This is a genomic window from Sutcliffiella tianshenii (assembly GCF_016908565.1).
GTDB classification, from domain to species: domain Bacteria; phylum Bacillota; class Bacilli; order Bacillales; family Bacillaceae_I; genus Sutcliffiella_A; species Sutcliffiella_A tianshenii.
In genome coordinates, this window is the sequence record NZ_JAFBED010000007.1 from 66,936 (window position 1) to 91,072 (window position 24,137).

Annotated in this window: 24 protein-coding genes and 1 other annotated feature; of the genes, 6 read left to right on the plus strand and 18 right to left on the minus strand. The window is 44.9% G+C overall.

The features are described from left to right. Positions 1 to 41 precede the first annotated feature (41 nt). From JOC95_RS15830 to JOC95_RS15865, 9 genes are all read right to left on the minus strand, one after another. Positions 42 to 221, minus strand: coding sequence for a sporulation protein Cse60 (locus tag JOC95_RS15830; protein ID WP_204418184.1), 180 nt, complete (start codon positions 219 to 221; stop codon positions 42 to 44). Between the two features lie 104 nt (positions 222 to 325). Further along, positions 326 to 961, minus strand: a complete 636-nt coding sequence (locus JOC95_RS15835) for a hypothetical protein (RefSeq protein WP_204418185.1) — start codon at positions 959 to 961, stop codon at positions 326 to 328. A gap of 117 nt (positions 962 to 1,078) precedes the next feature. Then, the gene (locus JOC95_RS15840) at positions 1,079 to 1,384 is read right to left on the minus strand and encodes a rhodanese-like domain-containing protein (RefSeq protein ID WP_204418247.1); all 306 of its coding nucleotides are present in this window, start codon (positions 1,382 to 1,384) and stop codon (positions 1,079 to 1,081) included. Positions 1,385 to 1,490: 106 nt separating this feature from the next. Further along, positions 1,491 to 3,908: a leucine--tRNA ligase gene (leuS, locus tag JOC95_RS15845; protein WP_204418186.1), complete on the minus strand. Its 2,418-nt coding sequence runs from the start codon at positions 3,906 to 3,908 to the stop codon at positions 1,491 to 1,493. A gap of 179 nt (positions 3,909 to 4,087) precedes the next feature. Then, positions 4,088 to 4,332, minus strand: a binding site (T-box leader). Positions 4,333 to 4,434: 102 nt separating this feature from the next. Beyond that, positions 4,435 to 4,557, minus strand: a complete 123-nt coding sequence (locus JOC95_RS21575; RefSeq protein WP_275580572.1) for a hypothetical protein — start codon at positions 4,555 to 4,557, stop codon at positions 4,435 to 4,437. Between the two features lie 49 nt (positions 4,558 to 4,606). Then, positions 4,607 to 4,804 carry a hypothetical protein gene (locus JOC95_RS15850; protein WP_204418187.1) on the minus strand — a complete coding sequence of 66 codons (198 nt, stop codon included), beginning with the start codon at positions 4,802 to 4,804 and terminating at the stop codon, positions 4,607 to 4,609. 145 nt (positions 4,805 to 4,949) lie between these two features. Continuing rightward, a complete protein-coding gene (locus JOC95_RS15855) occupies positions 4,950 to 5,726 on the minus strand; it encodes a 3-hydroxybutyrate dehydrogenase (protein WP_204418188.1) in 777 nt (258 codons plus the stop codon). A 20-nt stretch (positions 5,727 to 5,746) separates the two neighbouring features. Then, the gene (locus JOC95_RS15860; RefSeq protein WP_204418189.1) at positions 5,747 to 7,069 is read right to left on the minus strand and encodes a GntP family permease; all 1,323 of its coding nucleotides are present in this window, start codon (positions 7,067 to 7,069) and stop codon (positions 5,747 to 5,749) included. A 246-nt stretch (positions 7,070 to 7,315) separates the two neighbouring features. Next, positions 7,316 to 8,686, minus strand: coding sequence for a sigma-54 interaction domain-containing protein (locus tag JOC95_RS15865; protein ID WP_204418190.1), 1,371 nt, complete (start codon positions 8,684 to 8,686; stop codon positions 7,316 to 7,318). Positions 8,687 to 8,837: 151 nt separating this feature from the next. Between JOC95_RS15865 and JOC95_RS15870 the strand changes: the two genes are divergently transcribed. Next, a complete protein-coding gene (locus JOC95_RS15870; protein WP_204418191.1) occupies positions 8,838 to 10,625 on the plus strand; it encodes a dihydroorotate dehydrogenase in 1,788 nt (595 codons plus the stop codon). A gap of 60 nt (positions 10,626 to 10,685) precedes the next feature. Here the strand turns inward: JOC95_RS15870 and JOC95_RS15875 are convergent, their stop codons facing one another. The 7 genes from JOC95_RS15875 to JOC95_RS15905 form a co-directional block, all read right to left on the minus strand. Further along, positions 10,686 to 12,296 carry an ABC transporter permease gene (locus tag JOC95_RS15875; protein ID WP_204418192.1) on the minus strand — a complete coding sequence of 537 codons (1,611 nt, stop codon included), beginning with the start codon at positions 12,294 to 12,296 and terminating at the stop codon, positions 10,686 to 10,688. 2 nt (positions 12,297 to 12,298) lie between these two features. Beyond that, positions 12,299 to 13,204: an ABC transporter ATP-binding protein gene (locus JOC95_RS15880; RefSeq protein ID WP_204418193.1), complete on the minus strand. Its 906-nt coding sequence runs from the start codon at positions 13,202 to 13,204 to the stop codon at positions 12,299 to 12,301. A gap of 18 nt (positions 13,205 to 13,222) precedes the next feature. Continuing rightward, entirely contained in the window at positions 13,223 to 13,843 is a 621-nt protein-coding gene (locus tag JOC95_RS15885; protein ID WP_204418194.1) for a TetR/AcrR family transcriptional regulator, read from the minus strand. A gap of 122 nt (positions 13,844 to 13,965) precedes the next feature. Further along, on the minus strand, positions 13,966 to 15,846 hold the full coding sequence (gene htpG / locus JOC95_RS15890; RefSeq protein WP_204418195.1) for a molecular chaperone HtpG: 1,881 nt from the start codon (positions 15,844 to 15,846) through the stop codon (positions 13,966 to 13,968). Positions 15,847 to 16,002: 156 nt separating this feature from the next. Continuing rightward, positions 16,003 to 17,196: an MDR family MFS transporter gene (locus JOC95_RS15895; protein ID WP_204418248.1), complete on the minus strand. Its 1,194-nt coding sequence runs from the start codon at positions 17,194 to 17,196 to the stop codon at positions 16,003 to 16,005. A 157-nt stretch (positions 17,197 to 17,353) separates the two neighbouring features. Further along, the gene (locus JOC95_RS15900; protein WP_204418196.1) at positions 17,354 to 17,521 is read right to left on the minus strand and encodes a glycogen biosynthesis protein GlgD; all 168 of its coding nucleotides are present in this window, start codon (positions 17,519 to 17,521) and stop codon (positions 17,354 to 17,356) included. A gap of 19 nt (positions 17,522 to 17,540) precedes the next feature. Further along, positions 17,541 to 17,804: a YtzC family protein gene (locus tag JOC95_RS15905; protein ID WP_204418197.1), complete on the minus strand. Its 264-nt coding sequence runs from the start codon at positions 17,802 to 17,804 to the stop codon at positions 17,541 to 17,543. Positions 17,805 to 17,992: 188 nt separating this feature from the next. Between JOC95_RS15905 and mnmL the strand changes: the two genes are divergently transcribed. Together mnmL and mnmM are read left to right on the plus strand one after the other, a co-directional pair. Next, complete coding sequence (gene mnmL, locus JOC95_RS15910) at positions 17,993 to 18,958, plus strand: tRNA modification radical SAM protein MnmL/YtqA (RefSeq protein ID WP_204418249.1); 966 nt, start codon at positions 17,993 to 17,995, stop codon at positions 18,956 to 18,958. Continuing rightward, the gene (gene mnmM / locus JOC95_RS15915) at positions 18,955 to 19,527 is read left to right on the plus strand and encodes a tRNA 5-(aminomethyl)-2-thiouridylate-methyltransferase MnmM (RefSeq protein ID WP_204418198.1); all 573 of its coding nucleotides are present in this window, start codon (positions 18,955 to 18,957) and stop codon (positions 19,525 to 19,527) included. Before mnmL ends, mnmM begins: the two co-directional genes overlap by 4 nt. A 274-nt stretch (positions 19,528 to 19,801) precedes the next feature. On the opposite strand, the gene JOC95_RS15920 is transcribed toward mnmM, so the two are convergent. Both JOC95_RS15920 and JOC95_RS15925 read right to left on the minus strand, forming a co-directional pair. Continuing rightward, positions 19,802 to 20,875 carry a tetraprenyl-beta-curcumene synthase family protein gene (locus tag JOC95_RS15920; RefSeq protein WP_204418199.1) on the minus strand — a complete coding sequence of 358 codons (1,074 nt, stop codon included), beginning with the start codon at positions 20,873 to 20,875 and terminating at the stop codon, positions 19,802 to 19,804. A 2-nt stretch (positions 20,876 to 20,877) separates the two neighbouring features. Then, positions 20,878 to 21,669 carry an alpha/beta hydrolase gene (locus JOC95_RS15925; RefSeq protein WP_204418200.1) on the minus strand — a complete coding sequence of 264 codons (792 nt, stop codon included), beginning with the start codon at positions 21,667 to 21,669 and terminating at the stop codon, positions 20,878 to 20,880. An 81-nt stretch (positions 21,670 to 21,750) separates the two neighbouring features. Here JOC95_RS15925 and JOC95_RS15930 point away from each other — a divergent pair, with 81 nt between their 5' ends. The 3 genes from JOC95_RS15930 to JOC95_RS15940 all read left to right on the plus strand — a co-directional run bounded on the left by JOC95_RS15930 (position 21,751) and on the right by JOC95_RS15940 (position 24,121). Further along, positions 21,751 to 22,275, plus strand: coding sequence for a gamma carbonic anhydrase (locus JOC95_RS15930; RefSeq protein WP_204418201.1), 525 nt, complete (start codon positions 21,751 to 21,753; stop codon positions 22,273 to 22,275). A 132-nt stretch (positions 22,276 to 22,407) separates the two neighbouring features. Continuing rightward, entirely contained in the window at positions 22,408 to 22,959 is a 552-nt protein-coding gene (locus tag JOC95_RS15935) for a phosphatase PAP2 family protein (protein ID WP_204418202.1), read from the plus strand. A 22-nt stretch (positions 22,960 to 22,981) separates the two neighbouring features. Beyond that, positions 22,982 to 24,121, plus strand: coding sequence for a glycosyltransferase (locus tag JOC95_RS15940; protein WP_204418203.1), 1,140 nt, complete (start codon positions 22,982 to 22,984; stop codon positions 24,119 to 24,121). Positions 24,122 to 24,137 lie beyond the last annotated feature (16 nt).

Consider the following 24,137-nt stretch of genomic DNA (forward strand, 5'->3'; position numbering starts at 1 on the left):
CCCAGATTTTAGAGCCTGATAAACATCTTTTTCAGATTTTTTCAGGCTCTAAATATTACCATTGCCGAAAAGCAATAAATCTGCTCTTCATCCTCCAATAAGCAGCCCACCTGATACTTGATATCTATCAAATCCCTGTCTGCAAGCCCTCTCAGAAAGTCGTTTACCGCATCCTCAAGGTCCCGTTCATGCTCCTCATCGAACATCTTGATCTGCACCATGGTCTGTCCACCTCCCATTTACTACTATGTATAGGAGGAAAACTCTTTGTTTATACCAGGTTGGTGAGCCTTTTAAAAAAAGCCCCTATGAAAAGGAGCTTTTACTAGTATCCGAGGACTTTCATCATGCCCAAATAGATGAAAACAGCCGCGAACCCCAGAGAATACTTGTTGAATTTAAAATATGTAATGGGTGGGCGCCGTTCTTTCAGTTCTTTCATTAATTCCTCGATGAAGGCTTTATCCCCGAATCTAAGAAATGACACCTGTAGGTCACTTTTATCAAGGTCCTTCCAATTGATCTTGATTTCTTCATCGCCATCATCCAAATAATAGTAGGTGATATAATTGCTGCTTAAGTAATCATCGTTTCCCTTCACTTCTTTAAAATATCCGTAGCCATGACTGTTCAGGAGTTTTTCCAAAATCTCAAAAAATGTGTATGGCTCATAACTAAATACATGCAATTCCGTGTTCTTCCGCTCTTTCACCATCGTCAGCAGACCAATGAGCAACGGTCCGACCACTGCAACAAAGGCCTCCTTTTGCAAATCCATTTGAATGAATGCAATCAACAGTACAAGAGATAACATGGCCCCATAAAGGACGCGCCGGTATCGATCACTGTTCGAAGTGGAAGAAACACCCTTCGTTCTGTATTTTGTAATACTTTCATAGATGAGAAGCAAGCCGATGAATATTAAAAATAGATAGAATGAATGCTGTTGAATGAATTCCATGTGATCCCCCCCTCCTCATAGTAATACGTGTAGAAGGCGCAGAGGTTTCATTTAAGTCTCGAACTTACCCAAACAAAAAAAGACCAGCCCAAGCCGGTCCCATTTACCAAAATAAGATTATTCCACGTCGCCTTCCCACTCCAGCATGCCGCCTTCCATGTTGCGTACCTTGTAGCCTTGCTCCTGCAGGTAGTGGCAGACATTTTCGCTGCGGCGCCCCGAGCGGCAAATGACGATGTATTCTTTATCCTTATCAAGCTGATCCAGGCTTGCAGGGATATCACCCATGCGGATGTGCTTTGCCTGTTTGATCTTGCCTGTTTCGATTTCTTCGTCTTCACGGACATCTACCAAAAGCAGCTCTTCCCCTGCATCCAGCTTTTTCTTCAGCTCATCTGTTGTTATGGTTTTGATTTCTTCCATCATAAAAACCTCGATTCTATGTAGTGTGTAAAGATACATTCATTCTAACAAAAATAAAACAAGACTGCCAAATCTTCGGCAGCCTTGCTTTCAAAAATCATAGTGATCAGTTTGCTACAATATTCACCAATTTCCCTGGTACAGCAATGACCTTGCGAACCGTTTTTCCTTCGATGGATTCTTTTACTGTTTCATCAGCAAGTGCAATTTCTTCCATCTTTTCACGCGTGGCATCTGCAGGGACATAAAGTTTCGCTTTCAATTTACCGTTAACTTGAACGACGATTTCCACTTCATCTTCCACTAGCTTAGACTCGTCATAGACCGGCCAAGCTTCGTATGTGATTGTGCCTTCGTTTCCAAGCTTCTCCCAAAGCTCTTCCGCGATATGCGGACAAACCGGGGACAATAGCTTAACGAATCCTTCCACATACTCTTTTGGAATCACATCCGCTTTGTAGGCATCATTGATGAATACCATCATTTGCGAGATTCCCGTGTTGAAACGAAGTCCTTCGTAATCCTCTGTAACCTTTTTGACGGTTGCATGGTAGGTTTTCTCCAAAGTATCCTCTTCCGTCAATTCCACAACCTTGGAACTAAGCTTGCCATTCTCTTCGACAAACAATCTCCATACGCGGTCAAGGAAGCGGCGGGAGCCATCCAGTCCGTTTGTGCTCCAGGCAATGGAAGCTTCCAAAGGTCCCATGAACATTTCATAAAGGCGTAATGTGTCAGCACCATGAGATTCGACGATTTCATCAGGGTTAACGACATTCCCTTTGGATTTACTCATCTTTTCGTTGTTTTCACCCAAGATCATTCCTTGGTTGAATAGCTTTTGGAATGGTTCTTTTGTTGGAACCACACCGATATCATACAAGAATTTGTGCCAGAAACGGGCATACAATAAGTGAAGAACCGCGTGCTCCGCTCCACCGATATAAATATCAACCGGCAACCACTCTTTTAACTTTTCAGGATCGGCCAATCTTTCACTGTTGGTCGGGTCGATATAGCGAAGGTAGTACCAGCAGCTTCCGCCCCATTGCGGCATTGTATTCGTCTCGCGGCGTCCTTTTTTACCTGTTTCAGGATCTACTACATTCACCCAGTCTTCAATTGCTGCAAGTGGTGATTCCCCTGTCCCGGATGGACGGATTTCCTTTGTTTTCGGTAAAACAAGCGGAAGCTCGCTTTCCGGCACTGCCGTTGTTGTGCCATCTTCCCAGTGGATGATAGGAATCGGCTCACCCCAGTAACGCTGACGGCTGAACAACCAATCACGTAGGCGATACGAAACCTTCTTCTCACCTTTTCCGTTTGTTTCCAACCACTGGATCATGTTTGAGATCGCTTCTTCTTTTCCAAGTCCGTTCAAGAAATCGGAGTTTACGTGCTCTCCGTCCCCTGTGTATGCCTCTTTCGTAACATCTCCACCGGCAACCACTTCAACGATCGGCAGCTCAAATTTAGTTGCAAATTCATAATCGCGCTCATCATGAGCCGGTACTGCCATGATGGCACCTGTTCCGTAGCTCATCAATACGTAATCCGCAATCCAGATAGGAAGCTTTTCACCGCTCACAGGATTTACAGCATAAGCTCCAGTGAACTCTCCCGTTTTTTCCTTGGAAAGCTCTGTACGCTCCAAGTCACTCTTGCTTTGAATCTTTGTGATATAAGCTTCCACTGCATCCTTCTGGTCCTCAGTCACAATTTTCTTCACTAATGGATGCTCTGGTGCCAATACGGCATAGGTTGCACCAAATAGCGTATCAGGACGAGTCGTAAATACGGTAAACCTCTCGTCTGTTCCATCAATCGCAAAATGTACGTTCGCTCCTTCAGAACGGCCGATCCAGTTGCGCTGCATATCCTTTAAGCTTTCCGGCCAATCCAATTCATTCAAGTCTTCAAGCAGGCGATCCGCATACTCGGTAATTCGAAGAATCCACTGTCTCATCGGACGGCGCTCGACCGGATGTCCGCCACGCTCTGATTTTCCATCAATCACTTCTTCATTTGCAAGTACAGTACCTAATGCAGGACACCAGTTTACCGGCACCTCATCCACATATGCCAAGCCTTTTTCATAAAGCTTCAAGAAGATCCATTGTGTCCATTTGTAGTACTCAGGATCTGTCGTATTCACTTCACGATCCCAGTCATAGGAGAATCCAAGGGACTTGATTTGTCTTCTGAATGTATTGATGTTCTGCTCGGTGAACTCGGCAGGATCATTTCCTGTATCCAATGCATATTGCTCTGCCGGTAAACCGAATGCATCCCATCCCATCGGATGAAGGACGTTCTGTCCCTGCATTCGCTTCACGCGTGAAAGGATGTCTGTTGCTGTATAGCCTTCCGGGTGACCTACGTGGAGGCCTGCGCCGGATGGATATGGGAACATGTCTAGTGCATAGAACTTCTCTTTCCCTTTTTCTTCATGTGTTTTGAACGTCTTGTTTTCTTCCCAATACTTTTGCCATTTTTGTTCAATGGACTGATGCTGAAACGACATCTTCTTTTCCTCCTAATCTGAATTACGGAAGCGCCTTGCTCACCCCCGACAAGCATAAGACAGTTTCCGGAGAAGGTCGTTCTTTGACCTTTGCAGGAAAATGGCTTATGACCTCGAGGGGGTAGGCGCTGCAGCTGGACAACAACTAAAGATAAATACAAAAAACCCCTCATCCCTATAAAAGGGACGAGAGGTTTGAATATACATAACCTACCGCGGTACCACCCAGATTATTACCACAAATGTGATAATCACTCGAATCCTTAACGCGGATGATACGGCACAACACTACTTCCTTCATAAGTGAAGGGTTCACATCTGCTACTCCAAGGCGAGTTCATGAACGCTCGTTTGTTGGCTCGCACCATCCGCCAACTCTCTTGTGCTCGTTTCGTCCACTACTGATCCTCTTCAACGTATAAGTTTAGTTGATAATCTGTATTGTAAAGAATTTATTGGAAAACTTCAAGGGGTATTTTCATTAATCATTATGAACGTTTTACGATTTAATTATTCCAATCAATAATCAGCAGCACTCTTTTTTGTTATCAGAGTCCTTTTGGCTGCTCTCGCAGCATTTTTCTTCCTGGACTTCCACGATCTCCACTTTGCAGCAGTCATCCTTCTTTTTCTTGAACATTAAAAACATATTCATCTACTCCTTTAATATCAATTTTTTTGATTAATTTTCGGAAATTTTACTCACAAACGCAACAAGGTTCCTGTTGGTCATTCCAGCTCTTTGTCATCTTCAGGAAACTCGCTTTGAATGGATTGCCGATTTTCTTTCTTTCACCCCTTGAAGCATTTGCCATCATATGAAGCATCTGTTCTTCCCTTAGGCTATTAATTTTTTGATTGTTCATATTTTCCAATGTATAAAAATTGGTATGCATCTTAATCTCTCCTTAAATCAATTTATTTTGATTATCTACTTTGATTATATGCGGAGAGGAAAAAATATGCAACTAATTAAATCAAATTATTTTGATTTATTTTCGGCAAAAAACGCCAGATGCTCCATGGCCCTGGCGTTTTTCCTTATTGCACGGTATATCCTCCATCGATAACAGCAGCCTGCCCAGTGATTCCACCAGCTAAATCACTGGATAGAAACATCGCATAGTCGGCAATCTCCTTTACTTGAAGCAATCTTCTCTGCGGGACTAGAGGATAGATCACTTCTTCTAGGACATTTTCCAATGGAACTTTCCGGGTTTCTGCAAGATCTTTAAGTTGATTACGCACAAGCGGTGTATCTACATACCCCGGACAGAGGGCATTGACGGTTATGCCATGAGCAGCCCCTTCTAGGGCCGTGACTTTTGTTAATCCGATTACACCATGCTTGGCACTATTGTATGCAGCCTTGCCTGCAAAACCGACCAGACCGTTTATCGAAGCCATATTGATGACGCGTCCAAATTTCTGCTCTTTCATGATCGGAAAGACATGCTTGGTGGCTACAAATGGTGCAACGAGCATCACCTTCGTCAATAGCTCGAATTTTTCAGTCGGGAAATCCTCAATCATCGAAACATGCTGGAGACCGGCATTATTGATTAATACATCAATTCGCCCGAACTCCCTGATGGCAGCATCGATTGATTGTTTAATATCATCTTCGGATGTTACATCACACTTGATTCCTAATGTCTTCAATCCTTGCTCATTTAAGGCAGCGCTAGCTGTTTTCACTGTTTCACTGTTCAGATCCGTCAACACCACTTTTGCGCCAGCCTCTGCGAATCGTTTGCCTATTTCATAGCCAATTCCCTGGGCTGCTCCAGTGATGAGGACAACTTTATCTTTTACCACTTATGCTCCCTCCTATCCTATTAGATGCCAAGTCCAAGTGAGAATAAGGCAATTGCTATTGCCACACCGATTAACGGAACAATTACCGTAACAGCTGCGACAGGTCCATAGGCGGCCTGATGTGTCTCTCCACAAATCGCGCGGACCGTCGTTACGACATACCCGTTATGCGGAAGGGAATCCAGCGCACCAGAAGATATGGCAACCGTACGGTGAAGGGCTTCTGGATTTACACCCATGTCGATATAGTGCGGTGCAATCAATGGAAGTGCGATTACCTGACCGCCTGATGCGGAACCAGTCATACCGGCAATGACACTGACTGCAATGGCAGCCCCGATCAATGGGCTTCCAGGAATGCTCGTCATGGCGGACACAACCTCGCCAAATGCCGGCACAGCTTTTGCAACCCCACCAAATCCTACAACTGCCGCTGTATTACCGATTGCTATCAAGGCTCCCATCGTACCTTCGGAAATTGCGTTCCAGAAGGATTTGAAATAAGCTCTACCAACAATATAAGTAGCAATGATTCCACCCAAAAGCGCAATTATTAATGCAGATTGTTTTAAATCGTCATGGAAGTAGAAACTGATTCCCAATACCACCAATAACGGAATCATACTGACAAATGGATTCGGAAGTTTTCTGTTGGCATCCATTATCGGGTCTGTGGCTCTTGCTGTGAATGTTTCGCCACGGCTTACCGCTTTTGAGATCATTCTCTTTAACCACCAGTAACCGAAGATCATCATGAACACTGCAACAATCAAGCTGACTTCCCAACCGGCATAAGGACTTGTGTTAAGATAATCGATCGGGATCCAGTTCTGGATCTCCGGTGAACCCGCAGAAGTCATGGTGAAAGTTACTGAACCGAACGCAAGTGCCGCCGGAATGAAGCGACGAGGCAAATTTGCCTGTTTGAACAAACTGATCGCCATTGGATAGACAGAGAATGCAACTACGAATAAGCTGACTCCTCCATAGGTTAAAATGGCACATGCAGCCACGATTGCAAGTACGGCATATTTCATTCCAAGCTTATCCACTATAAATTTGGATACAGAGTCTGCAGCTCCGCTATCCTCCATTACCTTCCCGAAAATGGCCCCAAGCAGGAACATTAAATACCAGGATGTGACGAAGGAAGAAAACCCGCCCATATAGCTGCTTACAAAGTTAACTTCTCCTTCCCCGACCAATTGTGGAAACAATGGCATTCCACTTAATACTGCAACAAATAATGCTGACAGCGGACCTACTACAAGCAGGTTCATGCCTCTCATCGTTAAAAAAATTAAAAGTGCCAAACCCCCGATAAGACCAATCATGCTGAGCATCTTCTTTCCCCCTCGTTTTACGGTAAACGCTTTCATTCCATCAAAGCATTTTCCTATTTATTTTGTCTTCCATTTTCTTATATGCAAAAATCGTGCCAACTTCACGAATCCACCTCGGACAAATGTTTCAATTTTCCGAACTTCTATATTTTCCGAAAATTTGGACTAAAACTCAAATAATCTTCGTCCGCCTTGATAAAAAGCGAGTCCAGATTTCTGGACTATTTTCCAGAATTCCGGACTCGCTTATCCTATGTGATATTTCTTGATTTTTTCATATAAACTCGATTTGCTTATCCCAAGCAATTTTGCGGCTTCCAGCTTGTCGTCATTCACATTTTCAAGTGTTTGAATGATTGCTTGCTTTTCTGCTTCTTCCAAGGTATCCTTCAGTGATTTGGAACCGAACGGGATGGAGTATGACTCTGTCAGATAATCAGGCAACGCTTCAAGCGTCAGCTTATCTCCTGTGGAAAGGTGTACGGCAGCCTGAATTACATTTTCCAATTCCCTGATATTCCCCGGCCAGCGGTAACGAGATAATACTGCCAGGGCATCCGGGGTCACAGATGTTATTCTCCTGCCGGTCCTTTTACATATTTTCTGGATGAAATGTTCCACAAGCATCGGGATATCTTCTGTTCTTTCCCTCAAGGACGGAATGTGAAAAGGAATAACATGAATCCGGTAGTAGAGATCATCACGGAACCGCTTTTCCTCCATCATCTTTTCCAAAGGACGATTGGTAGCCGCAATCACCCTGACATTCACTTGTATCGGCTTACCGGCACCTATAGGTTCCACTTCCCCCTCCTGCAGTGCCCGAAGCAGCTTTATCTGCATCGGCAGCGACATATCCCCGATCTCATCAAGAAATAAAGTACCACCATCTGCCAATAGGAATTTCCCTTTCTTCCCGCCCTTTTTGGCACCTGTAAAAGCACCCTCCTCATACCCGAATAATTCAGATTCCAGGAGATGTTCAGGTATTGCTGCACAGTTTAACTTAATAAAGGGCATTGAGCTTCTGTTACTCAACTGGTGAATGCTGTGAGCAAAAAGCTCCTTTCCCGTTCCGCTCTCACCCCTGATCAGAACGGACACATCACTTGATGCTATATGCTTGACCTTCTCCTTCAACGTCTGAATGAGCTTTGATTTTCCGATGATGTCCTCTAATGTATATTTGACTCCTGTTTGCTGTTCGTATTCCTGCAGATAGTTCCGGATGCGTCCAAGCATGCTTTTCACATGACTGTTCATTTTATCCCATTCGCTTGTGTCTCGGAAAATGACCGTGCCATACGCACCAATGACCTCTTTATTTCTATTGAAGATCGGCACTCTATTGGCAATCATATAGTTGCCACGTATATATTGTAAGTCCGCCAGCTCCTCCTTGCCTGTTTGGACGACATGGTGCATGCGGGTATTTTCTATCACTTCCGTTACATGCTTGCCTATGACTGTCTTGCTATCCACGTCCAAAAAAGCGCTATAGCTGTCGTTCAAATAGATGATATCCCCACGATGGTCTACCACCACGATCCACTCAAAAGCATTTGCAATGATCGTATCCATCATTTCATCTGTCAGTAAACTATCCTTTACTCCCATCAAGAATCCCTCCTGCATGTCCACTCTACTAATATATCATAAAATTCTGACAAGGTTTCAAAGGAATATTATTGGAGAAAATCGGTTTTCCTGTTTTGCAAAATGTTACAATGAACGTAACATATCAATCTTCATCAGGGAGGAATGCCCCATGCCAGATTGGTCTTACCATGGCATTTTCAAACCTGTCCTTTCCGTGCTGCCACCACTTGTTGCAAGGGAGTTCATTCATCGCGGGATGAACACAATCGCTTCCCTTCCATTCGGGCTGGGTGCACATATCATCAATTTCCTGGGACGTGAAGAATCTTCTCCACTATTACATAAAGAAATCCAACAAATAGATTTCAAGAATCCTGTTGGCTTGTCAGGAAAAATCGATCCGATGCTAACCGGCACCATGGCGTTTTCGAATCTAGGATTTGGTTTTTTGGAGATCGGCCCTGTTACATGGAAACCTCGTGAAAGCAGGCAGCAACCGATAAAAGATAATAAAGCAAAGCGCATAGATTTTCCAGAAGTACAACCATCCGTCGGTTTAGAGAAAACAATCGACAAGCTTAGGAAACTCACGAAAAAACAGCCAATTTTCCTTCGCCTCTCCGGAAGCAGTCAAGAGGTGGAGAGGATGATGGCTGAACTTGAACCATATGCAGATGGTTATATTGTTGAAAATATGGATGCTGAGTTTAGGCGTTACACCAATAAGCCAATTTGGATAGTGACGTCAAGCATGACAGAGTTGTCGCCGATAAAGCTGAGCTCCTTCGATGGGGTAGTACTGGAAGAGAAAACAGGAGACTTCGAGCTTGCAGAAACGGTAGAACATCTTAGACAAAGAGGTTACAAGAAAACCATTGTTACCTCAGGTGGAATTTCTGAGCCCTGGCAAGCCCACGAGCTGATGCGTGCTGGTGCTGACCTTGTCCTACTTTCTGACGGGTATGTATTTTCCGGACCAGGACTGACAAAACGGATCAACGAATCATTGTTAGGGGTGATGGAGCGGCCAGCACCTGTCGGCAATGGGTGGTACTCATACTGGCTTTTCGGTTTATTCATTCTGCTGGGCGGAATGCTTGCCTTTCTTTTTGGGGTGACATCCATTGTTCTGCCATATGATGAGCATTTCCTTGGGGTGAAAAAAGAAGAAATATGGCTTTTTAATGAGCGCATCATGCTGTTTATGGCACATGACAGGCTGACATTGGCAGGGACGATGATTTCGGGGGGAATCGTCTATATGCAGCTGGCTCGATACGGAGTCAAACAAGGTCTCCTTTGGGCCAAACAAGCCATCGATGTTGCGGCCATCATCGGTTTTCTTGGCATCTTTTCCTTCATTGGCTATGGCTATTTCGATTGGCTGCATCTGCTATTTTGGCTGATCCTTCTGCCTGTGTATGCCTACGGTTTTATCAAGACAAGAGGTTTGAACGGTACACCGTCTTCATCCAATCTGAAAAATGATTCTGTCTGGAAAAAGGGAGTGTATGGGCAGCTAGCTTTTGTACTGATGGGGTTTTCCTTTGTAGTCGGCGGGATCGTGATTTCCTATATTGGCGTCACCTCTGTTTTTGTCGCGACAGATATCCAATATATCTGCATGCCCCCAGAGCTGCTCGATTCATTCAACCAGAACCTCATTTCCGTATTGGCCCATGACCGGGCTGGATTCGGAAGTGCCTTATTAAGCGTCGGGCTTCTCGTATTGATGCTTTCCCTCTGGGGGTTTCAGCAGGGGAACAAATGGGTGTGGTGGACCATCCTGATTGGAGGGCTTCCTGCATTCATCACAGGCATCCTGATTCATTTTCTAATTGGATATACAACCTTTACACACTTGTTTCCGGCATACGTGGCTGTCGGACTGTTTTGTGGCGGCTTGGTATTATCATACGAGTTTCTACATAAAAAGGTGGAGACGAATATAGGGTAAAAAAACAGAGCTGACAGCAAGGCGTCAGCTCTGTTTTTGTAAACAATCAGTTCATAGCGCTTATTGGGTGATATCCCGTCTGGAATACCCAAACCATCCTATTATCATGAGAACAGCTGCTACTGCAGTCAATACAAGAAGTGGCAATACATCAAAGTCCTCTGCCGGGATCCTAGGAATATGGGTGAATGGGGACAGATTGGTGACCCATTCCGGTAGCTGAAGCACCCCTCCAAGATATACCACAAAAAATGCAAAACCGACCATTGCCCAGCTAAAGCTTGTTTTTCTGGGAAAATAACCATAAATGGCAACGGCAAGACCGATTGTTACCCAAAGTGCAGGTGTAAAGGAAAGACCAGCAATGGTAAGTGTCCCCAAGTAGCTGGAATCCCCCATGCTCTGACTTCCTGTTATGCCCATACCTACTCCTGCCATCAACATAAGAAATAAACTGCTTAAAAGGGCCACAATCAAGTAGCTCCCCAAAAGTCTTGTTCGGGAAACCACATTTGAGAGCAACGGATCAATGCGACCTGCATTCTCTTCGCTCTTAAGCTTTAGGATGCTTTGTAATGCAGGAATCGACCCGATCATGGCTGCTACCGTCATAAACATCGCGGCAAAGCTGTCCGCGAGAACTCCTCCATCCCTGGACGGGAGCATGCCATCCAGGGAATCACCTATGGAGCCGAACATTTCTTCCGCTTCTCCGATAAATGCCCCGTATGACATGCCAAATAGGAGCATCGCAAATCCCCAAATCAAAAGATTCATACGCTGTAAGCGGAATGCCAGCCCAAGTGGACCATGTAACATGGCGGATGCTTCCGCTCTGCCGCGTCTTGGCCGAATCAGACCTGCCCCCACATCCCTTGTAGCACTAAGCGGAAATGCTATTAATATAAGGATGGTGGTAAAAACCAAACTTAGAAGCAAAGGCCACCACAGATTATCCACATAGGTTGAAGTCTGCTGAGCCCATCCAATCGGAGAAAGCCATGACAGGGTTTCATCTCCAAGATCACCGATGGCCCGCATACTGAAAGCCACAGCAATCGCTCCTGCCCCAAGACCTGACGCCGCTCTTGCATGCTCCATCAACTGAGCGAAAAGCAGGGCAAGCGCTGAGAATGATAGACCTATAGAAGCCAATCCTGCCCCAAACAAGAACGAGCCCTCCCATGTCACACTTTCCACCCCGACAGCCCCTAAACCTAGGGCCACAATTAGCGCGAGCCCCAGATTCACCGAAATGGCCCAGATAAATGCAGCAGTGACAATCGCATGCCTTCCGATAACAGATGCACGGACAAGTTCAGCACGGCCGGTCTCCTCTTCTTTTCTCGTATGCCGCACAATAAGAAACACGCTCATAAGCGCTACCACAATCCCTGCCATACCAAGCATCTGGTGGGACATCATCGCACCAATTGTGTAATCCTCCAGATAAAGTTTTGGTCCTGTCAGGGCAATGGAAGCAGGGTTTGCCATCGTTACTGCGATGCCTTGTCGATCTTCTTCACCCGGATACATCTCCTCGAAGCTGACAAGCGTCGCAAAAATGGTAAGAGTCAATCCGAAAATCCATAACGGAATCTGGATCCTGTCACGGCGCATCATGAATTTCATCAAGATCCAAGTCCCTGCAAACGATTTGTGGCTATTCATGTTCACTCACCGCCCTTTGCATCCTGGATACTCTCCCCGTAATGACGCATGAATAGCTCCTCCAAAGTAGGAGGTGTACTTGTCAACCCTTTGATTTCATACTGAGCCAAGAACTTCAGCACCTGATCCATCCTTGTCGAATCAACCTGGAACCTAGCCTCGTCTCCCACTATTTCGAGTTGATGGACCCCTTCTACCTTGTCGAGCCCTTCGATCCTATTAGAGGTACTCACAGTCATGAATGTTCTCGTCAAATGACGAAGTTCATCAAGGGTACCCGATTCCACGATTTTCCCTTCCCGTATGATGCCCACACGATCACAGAGTTTTTCCACTTCAGCGAGGATATGGCTTGATAAAAGAACAGATTTCCCTTCAGCCTTCACTTCTGCAACACACTCCTGGAAAACGGATTCCATCAATGGATCAAGACCAGAAGTAGGTTCATCAAGAATGAACAACTCTGCTTGGGAGGCAAATGCAGAAACAAGTGCCACTTTTTGGCGATTTCCTTTTGAATAAGTACGGCACTTTTTACTCGGATCAAGTGAAAATCTATCCAGCAACTGGTCACGGCGCTTTTTATCCATATCCCCACGAATGCGACCAAACAGGTCAATCGCTTCTCCGCCCGTCAGATTTGGCCAAAGATTCACATCCCCGGGAACATAGCTTATTCTCTTATGAAGTTCTACCGCATCATTCCAAGGATCTTTGCCAAATAGGCGGACATCGCCACTTGTCTTTCTCAATAGTCCAAGAAGGATCCGGATGGTAGTGGATTTTCCCGCTCCATTTGGACCTATGAAGCCATAAACCTCTCCCTCATTGACCTCCAAGTCCACGCCATCGAGTGCGAGAACCTTTCCATAGTACTTGGTTAAATTCTTTGATTGAATGACTGACATCCTAGCCCCTCCACCCTGTTATTTATAAAATATTTTCTGAAACAGTTCAATATAATCGTCCATCTCCTTGAAAGGTGCATCAACATCAAAGCTTTCTGCGTTATTGGACTTGATCTTCTCCTTGCTTTCGTTACCGATTCCCTCAATGGTCCAATAGATCGTCTTGATTGCTTTTTGAATGTCAATATCATCTCGGAACTTGGAGTAATCAAGGTTTTCATACAATTTTTGATAGCTTTCCTGGGCAAACTGCATCGTTATCCGCTCCACATCCCGCTTCACCTCTTCGGAACCCTCTGCTATCACCCCTTGAAGAAAATTGAAGACCTCCGGATATTTCTTGATCACCCTTAGCTTGATAACGGTGATCTGCTTTAACCTTTCAAGCAGATCTGTTTGATTGAAATCGATTTCTGTCATTATCTCTCGGGAAACCTCTATAGCATATTCAATCAGAAACAAATACAAATCCTTCTTATTATTGAAATAGTTGAAAAGTGAGCCCTTTGAAATACCTGCCCTTTTGACGATTTCGTTGGTCGATGCCAATTGGTATCCCTTGTCTGTAAATTCCTGCATGGAAGCATTAATGATGCTAGCACGTTTTTCATATGCTAAGTTATCGAATTTAGAATACATCTTCATTCACCTTCTTTTCATTTGACCACTCTGGTCACTTAAATCATACACCTACTGACCGATGTGGTCAATATAAATCCTTCAACAAAAAAAGCCCCCGATTAGGGAGGCTTTTCGTCAATTTACACCATCACTTTACATATGTCATTCGTGAATTCCACCGGATCTTGAATTGGCAGACCCTCAATCAGCAGGGCTTGGTGGTATAACAGATTCGTATAAAGCGCCAACTTTTCTTTGTCATTGGCATGGGCTTCTTTTAAGGACTGGAATACATCATGGTTTGTATTGATTTCTAGCACCTTGTTTGCTTTGATGTTTTGGTTGTCCGGCATCGCTGCAAGGATCTTCTCCATCTCGATGGTCACTTCGCCCTCGGTGGACAGGCAGACAGGATGAGTTTTCAGGCGTTTGGACACCTTGACCGCGGTAACCTTACCAGCCAGAAGCTCCTTCATCGCATCAAACAATTCCTTGTTTTCTTCTTGTTTCGCTTCAGAGTCTTTGTCATTATCATCCGTATCGATACCCAGGTCGCCACTGGACACATTCTTGAATTCTTTTTCCTTATAGTTCATCAGCATCTTAATCGCGAATTCATCGATATCCTCTGTGAAATAAAGCATTTCATAGCCTTTGTCCAACACCATCTCGGTCTGTGGCAGCTTTTCTATGCGCTCCTTGGATTCACCTGTTGCATAGTAGATGTACTTCTGGTCCTCAGGCATTCTGGATACGTACTCATCCAAGGTAACCAGCTTTTTCTCTTTGGAAGAATAGAACATGATGAGGTCCTGCAATGCTTCTTTATTCGCACCAAAATCAGCATATACGCCATATTTCAGTTGGCGGCCAAAAGCCTGATAGAACTTCTCATAGTTCTCGCGTTCGTCCTTTTGCATGCTCTGAAGTGCACTTTTGATTTTCTTCGCCAGGTTTTTCGCGATGAATGCCAATTGGCGGTCCTGCTGCAGCATTTCACGGGAGATGTTCAGCGACAGGTCCTCAGAATCCACAAGGCCTTTGACAAAGCTGAAGTGGTCCGGCAATAGGTCCCCACACTTGTTCATGATCAGCACTCCGCTCGAATATAGCTCCAAGCCCTTCTCGAATTCCTTGGAATAGTAGTCATACGGCATATTTTCCGGAATATATAGGATCGCGTTGTAACGGATCGTTCCATCTACACTCACATGAAGGTGCTTGAGTGGCTTATCAAAGCCGTAATGCTTTTCCTGGTAAAATTTCTCGTAGTCCTCTTTTGTCAATTCGTTCTTATTTTTCCGCCAGATCGGAACCATGCTGTTAATGGTCTGTTCCTCACTAATTTCTTCAAGCTCCTGATCGTCTTCGGATTTAGGCTTGGTGGTGGTGACATCCATCTTGATCGGATAACGGATAAAATCGGAGTATTTTTTGATGATCGCCTTTAGGCGGTACTCCTCCAAATATTCATCGAAGCTTTCGTCTTCTGTGTTTTCTTTCAGTTTCAGAATGATCGTTGTGCCGACGGTTTCCTTTTCAGCAGGCTCAATCGTATAGCCTTCTGCACCCTCAGACTCCCATTTATAGGCTTCAGCCTGCCCTAATGCCCTACTGATGACTGTGACGACATCCGCAACCATGAAAGCCGCATAGAAGCCAACGCCGAATTGCCCGATGATATCAAAGCCATCCTTGATTTCATTTTCCTTTTTGAAGGCGAGGGATCCGCTTTTTGCAATGACACCAAGGTTTGCTTCAAGCTCATCTTTTGTCATCCCGATCCCTGTATCGTGGATCGTCAATGTGCGTTCCTCTTTGTTTGGAATCACTTTTATAAAGTAGTTATCCTTATCGAATGTCAAGGAATCATCTGTCAGTGCTCTGTAATAAATTTTATCCATCGCATCACTTGCGTTGGAGATCAACTCGCGAAGAAATACCTCTCGCTGGGAGTAGATCGAGTTAATCATCATTTCTAATAGTCTTTTCGATTCAGCTTGGAATTCTTTCTTAGCCATGCTCACAATCTCCTTCCAGGTTCAATTATGTATTTAGCACTCTCCTATCAAGAGTGCTAACCCCACTAAATAATTATCACATTTGGATATTTTATGTCAATAGTTTTGAGCAAAAAGAAAAGCAGTACGTTTCTCAAATAAACGTACTGCCACTAATCAGGCACTCTTTGTTATTTCTTGGATACCTCTTTGCACCTTCAGTTTCCGGTCATAGATGCTGGTGGTGAAAATGGCGATGACCATCAAGCCCATCAGCACACCAAACAACATTTCCATGCCATGAAGATCCACCAAGATCCCTCCCATCAACGGACCGAGCATCCTGCCACCGGTTGCGGTGCTGTTAACAATGCCCTGATAGAAGCCTTCCCTGCCTTTTGGAGCAAGGTCGTTTGCCACCGTCGGCACGGCAGGCCAGACAAACATCTCTCCAACGGTAAGGATGACCATCGCTGTCACAAATGCCGTGTACTGCTCGGCAGTCCCGGCAACGGCAAAGGAAGCGATGAATATCATCAACCCTACCATGATTTGTGCTTTCAACGTCTTGATATACCTTTTGACGATATAAGATATCAAAGGTTGGGCCAAAACGATGAGCGCCCCGTTGATCGTCCAAAGGATACTGTATTGCTTAAGGGAAATCCCGAGAGACTGCGTGTGCGTTGCAATCGATGTCTGCCACTGTACATAACCCATCCAGCATAATAGATATCCGATACAAACAATCAGAAGCGCATAAAGCTTTGTATGATCTTTTATTTTTTTGGAATGATCCAGGACTGTTGATTGGATCGTCGGGTTCGCCTGAATGCTTCTGTAGCCAAAAAGCGCAATAAAGAAGAATATCGCATATGTCACCGTGTTCGCAAGGAATATGTAGTCAAAGCGAATATCCGCTACAAGTCCCCCGAGCGCAGCACCTATGGCAACCCCCAGGTTCTGCGATACATACATCGCGTTGAACGACTTCCTACCGCCTTCCTTCCATACTGAGCCAGCCATTGCATACATGGATGGAAAAACGATTCCGGATCCGAAACCGATGATGGTCAAATAAATGATGTAGAAATTCCATGAATGGTTCAGCGTCATCCCTATCAATGCAGTGATTGTAATCGATATCCCGAGCAGGATCGATCTGTAACCGCCGATCTTATCGAACAGATACCCGCCAATCAGGTTCCCGATGACACTTGCCCCTGCATTTACCATAAGCACAAGACCTGCAACCGACAAGGATTTGCCTAGAATATCATGAATATATATTGTATTTAACGGCCATAAAAAAGAAGCTCCCGTTACGTTTATTGCCATACCAACAACAAGCAACCAAAGAGCCTTGGGCATTTTCAACATACTGCATGCCCTCCTTTAACCAATTATTTCGAAAGCCAAAATAATTGTAATTGGTTTTGTTCCCAGTTTCAATACAAATTACTTGAAATGGTAAAATGTAATAATTAAGACAATTTGGGGGTCTGGCCCCTTAAAGAAAAAGCGCGGCCTAATGGCCACGCCTTTGTTCTTTTTCACTATGGTTTTTGGATCTGACCGGTTGGGATCGCTTAAGGTTCTGTTGCTTTACATCTTTCACCGGATTATATTCAGCTCCCATTTCTACGGTGTTTCCCGTCTTTTGTTCAGGATTATTTTGTTTGGACCGTTTTTTCATTAGGTTCGCCTCCGATGTGTTAGTGCCTTAGCAAGGTCATGTCATTTTGCAGACTTTGCAGTTGCAGCCTCATGCGATTGAGCTGCTCACGCTGCTGGGCATTGCAGCTCGCAGAAAGATGCATCAGATCATTATAAGTCGTTTCTATCTGTTCCTGTGCATTCGTAAACTCGGTATCATTGTAATGCTCCAGCTGCTTCGCTTCGCTATATTGCGCATGTGCATTCCGTAAAGTATCCTCACATTGCTGAATGAATTGTTCCACTGATTGTCTCGTTGCCATTTCCTTCACCTCACACTTAATTGTGATGCTCCTCTTTATTTTGCACATTTTTCTTTGTGGCATTCGGTAAAAGCGGACAGGAAAATTCTTGTCTATAATGGAAAGTCCGAAATCAAATTGTAAGCCTTCCCTAATACGTGCTAAAATCATGTAGGATTAAAAAAAGAGGAGGAGTACGGATGACCAACATAAAAAGTCAAAATCCGTTTCCATATTCCGTAGAGGACAAGCGATATCACACATGGAACTATCATCTCCGTCAAACCTTCGGGCATAAGGTGTTCAAGGTAGCATTGGACGGCGGGTTTGATTGTCCCAATCGTGATGGCACGGTGGCCCATGGAGGATGTACATTTTGCAGCGCCGCAGGATCAGGTGATTTTGCCGGCAATCGTGCGGATGACTTGATTACGCAATTCAATGAAGTAAAAGATAAAATGCACCATAAGTGGAAAGACGGAAAATACATGGCTTATTTCCAAGCTTTCACCAACACACATGCACCTGTAGCAGAACTCCGGGAAAAATACGAAACCGTCCTAAGTCAGGAGGGCGTGGTGGGACTATCCATAGGAACACGGCCCGACTGTCTGCCTGATGATGTGATAGAATATCTGGCCGAACTCAATGAACGCACCTATCTCTGGGTAGAACTGGGACTTCAGACTGTTCACGAAAGAACTGCTCTGCTAATCAATCGTGCCCATGATTTTGAGACGTATAAAGAAGGCGTCCGAAAACTCCGGAAACACGGCATCAGGGTCTGCTCCCATATTATTGACGGCCTTCCGTTGGAAAATAACGAAATGATGATGGAAACAGCAAAGGCTGTTGCTGACCTTGACGTACAGGGAATCAAAATTCACCTTCTTCATCTTTTAAAAGGTACGCCAATGGTAAAGCAATATGAAAAAGGCATGCTTGAGTTTATTTCCTTCGATGATTATATCCAGCTCGTATGTGATCAGCTTGAGATCCTTCCACCAGAGATGATCGTTCATCGGATTACAGGGGATGGTCCCATCGATATCATGATCGGGCCGATGTGGAGCGTGGATAAGTGGTCGGTGCTGAATGCGATTGATGCCGAACTGAAACGTCGCGACAGTTATCAAGGAAAATACTATGTACCTAAAGAAGAGGCGATGACATGAAGCTTGAGCGGGTATTGCCGTATAGTAAAAAAATATTGAAGCTGGCGGTTTCGGATGGGGACATTGCAGTGGATTGCACCATTGGCAACGGTTATGACACCGTCTTTCTTGCTGAATTGGTTGGTCAAAGTGGACATGTCTATGGCTTTGATATCCAGGAGGAGGCAGTCAGTGCCACTTTGGAGCAAGTGCGGAACAATGGCTTTCAGGATCGCGTGACATTATTTCAGGAAAGCCATGCACGCCTTTCGGAACTGATCCCAGAAGCTGACCACTCCAGAATACGCGGTGCCATTTTCAATTTGGGGTATCTTCCAGGCGGGGACAAAGAAATTGTGACACTTGCCGAAAGTACGATAGCAGCGGTGGAACAGCTTTTGACTGTTATGGAAAAGGAAGCGGTCATCGTGCTGGTCGTCTACCATGGCCACCCCGAAGGCCAGGTCGAACGGGACGCGCTGCTGGACTACGTTTCAGGCCTTGACCAGAAAAGAGCCCATGTCCTGCAGTACCGATTTATGAATCAGGTGAACAACCCACCTTTTATCATTGCGATTGAGAAGAAATAGGATAGCGTATTGGAGAAGAGTCCTTCATCGGTTGTATGAAGGACTTCTTGTGTTTGCTTTACTGTGGAAAGGTCCTTCATCGGCTTTATGATGGACCTTTTGTGCATGCTTCACTGGTAAAAGGTCCTTCATAAGCTTTATGATGAACCTTTTGCACCTGCCTAACCATCAAAAGGTCCTTCATCCGCTTTATGATGAACCTTTTACACCTGCCTAACCATAAAAAAGTCCTTCATAACCTCTATGAAGGACTTTCCACCAATTTCCGACAACCCTACGAACTTTCCCGCCATCGCTGTATCCGCCTGTAAGCCCGTCCATTCATATAAAAGAAGAACGCCGTGCCGCCACTTGAGCGGATGATGCTTTTGGCCATACCCGATACGTTTTTGCAGTCATGGACTTTGCGGTCGGAGAGATATACTCCGAGCAGCCCGCGATTGATCAAGCGGTGGAACTTTTCAAAAGGAAGCCCTGCAGTATACTCGTCCGCCTTTGCTACGAAATGCTTCAGCCGCTCCATCAATACTGCTTCACTCGGGAAATACGTACAGAAATTCAAATCTCCGCAAGCCAGGTCCTCCTCCTGATCGATAAAGTAATCAAGCAGAATGTGCAGACCCTGGATGTACGGAAAGTAACCTCCTACGATTTTTGAGGCATGCTCATCCGAAAAATCCTCGCGAAACGACTGGGACACCAAGCAGAAGATACCAAGTGTCGAACCGGAACACGCAGAAAATTCATACCATTCCATCGGAGGAAGCTCCTCCCTATAGGTGCTGAACCACTTTTCCAGCCGGGGAACCCGCTCCTCCACCACAACATGCTTATGTACCTGCAAGTCGCAGTAATATTGGCAAAGCTTTATTAAATGAGGAAATATTATCGGGTAATGTTCAATATCCTTCAACACGCTTTGGCAGGTTTTTACCAGATCACACAGATACCCTCCATCCTCCTGTTCCTCTCGAAAACGGTAATAGTTCTTCACCGGGGAACCGACAGTCAACGCATCCTTCATCGATTCATGCAACGTTGCAAAGTCCACCGGGTCAAGCGAGGTGCTTCTGTCACAAAGGTTATCCAGATAATCACTGATGGTCTGATAAGCTACGATAAACCTGACTGCCTTTTTTATATCACGGCCTGCAAGCAAGGAAAGGATCCCCCCACCCTCGCAATGAAACGCTTTTGAATCGATACTGGCCAGGGCCTGCGTCTTCAATTCGGCATCAGGTATTTCCGAGGCTCTATTTTTCCAATACGCCAGTTCTTCATAGACAACAGGAAAGACATGGCGATACACACTTTTCATGAGCGAAAAAGGATGGGTCGGTACCTTCAAGCTTATTCACTTCCTTCTAATTGTAAGTCAAAAAAGGCTTTCGCATAACGGAATACCTTATCCCGCTCCGGTTCATTGAATATTTCATGATATAGTCCATCCCATTCCTTATAGCTTTTTTCTTTGGCTGCTAAAGAGTTGAACCATATGACAGATGCTTCTTTATCTACAATCAGATCATCACCGGCCTGCATAAGCAAAATCGGTATATCGGGGAACTTGTCAATGCTCGTAAATGCATGATTCATCGATTGGACGAGCTCCCGATACCATCTGACGGAAACCTTGGTGATATACAATTGGTCATCGCCGGCAGTTTTGATCAGTTCTTCGTTCCGTGTTGCCTTGTCAATTGTGAGGCCGGTATTGAATTTAGTCTTTGGCATGATCAAATTCAGGCCTTTCGAAAGTACATCAAGCCCTTTAGCAGGATGATGAAGCAATTTCAAGCATGGTGAGGAGAGGATGACCCCTGCAACCAGCAAAGGGCTTTTCTCCTGCAAGGTGCGGATGACTGCAAGCCCTCCCATGCTATGCCCGATGACAAAGACCGGCGGCTTCAGAAGGTACGCCTCCTTGATCCAATTTTCCACTTCTTCTATATATTCATCGAACGTGTCGATATGACCTCTTCTTCTAGTGGAAAGTCCTTGACCTGGCAGATCCCCCATCACTACGTTGAATCCATTTGCCTTCCATTGGTCGATCAACCATGGATATCGCCCATGATGTTCTTGGGCACCATGTACGATCACCACGGTTCCTTTCGGATTTTCGACCTCCCATTTCCACATACAAACACTCCCTTAATAACTTCATGTATCTTTCTGATATAATAAAATAAAACAAATCTATATGACAAGTTGGAGGACCTCATGTATAAAATATACCCATATCACGATAAAAAACCCCAGATCGATCCCACTGCTTTTCTAGCTGATTTTTCCGTCATCACAGGGGATGTGACAATCGGAAAAGAAAGCAGCATCTGGTTTCATACCGTCATCCGCGGGGATGTCGCTCCCACCATCATCGGAAACAGGGTCAACATCCAGGATCAGTCCCTATTGCACCAAAGTCCGAATAGACCTTTAATTATAGAAGATGACGTGACAGTTGGCCACCAATGCACCTTACATAGTTCATTTATCAGAAAAAACGCCCTGATCGGCATGGGTTCCATCATACTTGATGGGGCCGAAATCGGGGAGGGCTCCTTCATCGGGGCGGGAAGCCTGGTTTCCCCCGGCAAAAAAATCCCACCAAATTCCCTTGCCTTCGGACGTCCTGCAAAAGTGGTGCGTGAACTGACAGAAGAAGATAAAAAAGACATGGCACGCATTCGCAGGGAATACGTAGAGAAAGGACAATATTACAAATCTTTGCAAAGACCGTTATGATTTCATGACGGTTTTTTTTATTATCATCATCAACATTAACCTATATTTTACAATCCCTTATCATTTCCTAAATATTCACTACTTAAAATAGAGCTATATAGATCAATTTCTTTATAAAGGGGTTGAAAAAAAATGATCAAATTCCTGCACAATTTTTATGACTTTGATTGTCATCTATTCCGAGGAATTAATCGGCATTTTGAAAAGAAGGCATTAAACCTTTTCTTCCGTACCATTACTCATGCCGGTGGAGCAAGCTTTACCATCAGCACTATTATACTGATTATTCTCCTTGGATCCAGTTCTCTGAGATACGCTGCCATCGCAAGCGGTATCGCCCTGGGAATCAGCCATATTCCTGTGTCGATCATGAAGAAATTCTATCCGAGAAAACGTCCTTACCTGGCACTTGCCGAGATAAAAGTGGCCAATAGCCCATTAAAGGACCACTCCTTCCCTTCAGGCCATACTACTGCCATTTTTTCAGCAGTACTCCCTTTCATCCTTTATGCGCCTAGTGCTGCAGTCATTCTTCTTCCTCTGGCAATAAGTGTCGGGATATCAAGGATGTACCTCGGCCTTCACTATCCTTCAGATGTGGCAGTCGGCTGTATCCTCGGCACCTCTGTAGGATGCTTTTCCTACTTGGCTCTTGCTTCTTTTCATCCATATGCACTTATCTAAAAAATTGAAATGGGGGATTCTTGTGAAAATAGCGATCTTCACCGATACTTTTACACCGGATGTAAACGGTGTTGCGAGGACATTAAAGAGGTTTACGTCCTACTTGGAGAAGAAAGGAATTGAATATCGGGTATTTGCACCTGTCAGTTCAGGGGAAGATCTATTTTCAAGTCACGTACATCGTTTTGTGAGTCTTCCCTTCTTCCTATATCCCGAATGCAGGATTGCGCTTCCAAACATGATTTCCGTCAAAGCAGAGCTGCAGAAATTCCAGCCTGACATCATTCATGTGGCAACCCCCTTCAACATTGGCCTTTGCGGTCTGCACTTCGCAAAGAAACTCAACATCCCTGTAGTCGGTTCCTACCATACAGACTTCGATAAATACCTTGAATATTACGACCTTCAATTTCTCTCAAAGTTTCTTTGGACATATATGAGATGGTTTCACCGGCCGCTGCGGAATATTTTCGTACCTTCCATAGATACCCAGGAGCATCTGAAAAAGCACGGTTTCACCAATACCTCCATTTGGCCGCGGGGGGTGGATTGCAATCTGTTTCATCCCGGGACTTCCCCTACCTTACTTAAAGAAAAATTCCATATCAAACGTAAGTACATCATCAGCTTTGTAGGAAGATTGGCACCTGAAAAAGACGTTGCTCTTTTGCCTGCCATTGAAGCAGCCCTGCCGCAGCATATCCGCGAGCAAACACACTGGATCATTGTAGGAGACGGCCCGCTGAAGCAGGATTTAATGAAGCAGGCTCCATCCTATATGACCTTCGCCGGGTTCCGTTCGGGCTCAGAGCTGACCGAGATCTATGCAGCCTCCGATCTTTTTCTCTTTCCTTCTGCAACCGAAACCTTTGGCAATGTGGTACTCGAGTCTCTTGCTTGCGGAACTCCCGTGATCGGTGCAGACGCTGGTGGGGTTCGTTCCATCATCAAAAATGGTGTAAGCGGGATATTATGTCCTGAAAAAAATATCAAAGCCTTCGCAAAAGCCATTGCTTCCCTTATATATGATACATCCTTGCGAAAAGAGATGGGCTTGGCCGGCCGGGAATACGCCCTCAAGAAATCCTGGGACTCCATATTCGAAAGGCTTTTGCTCGACTACCGGGATGCTTTGAATGAAGATATCAAGAAGCTCGCTTAATTCCTTTTACAGAAAA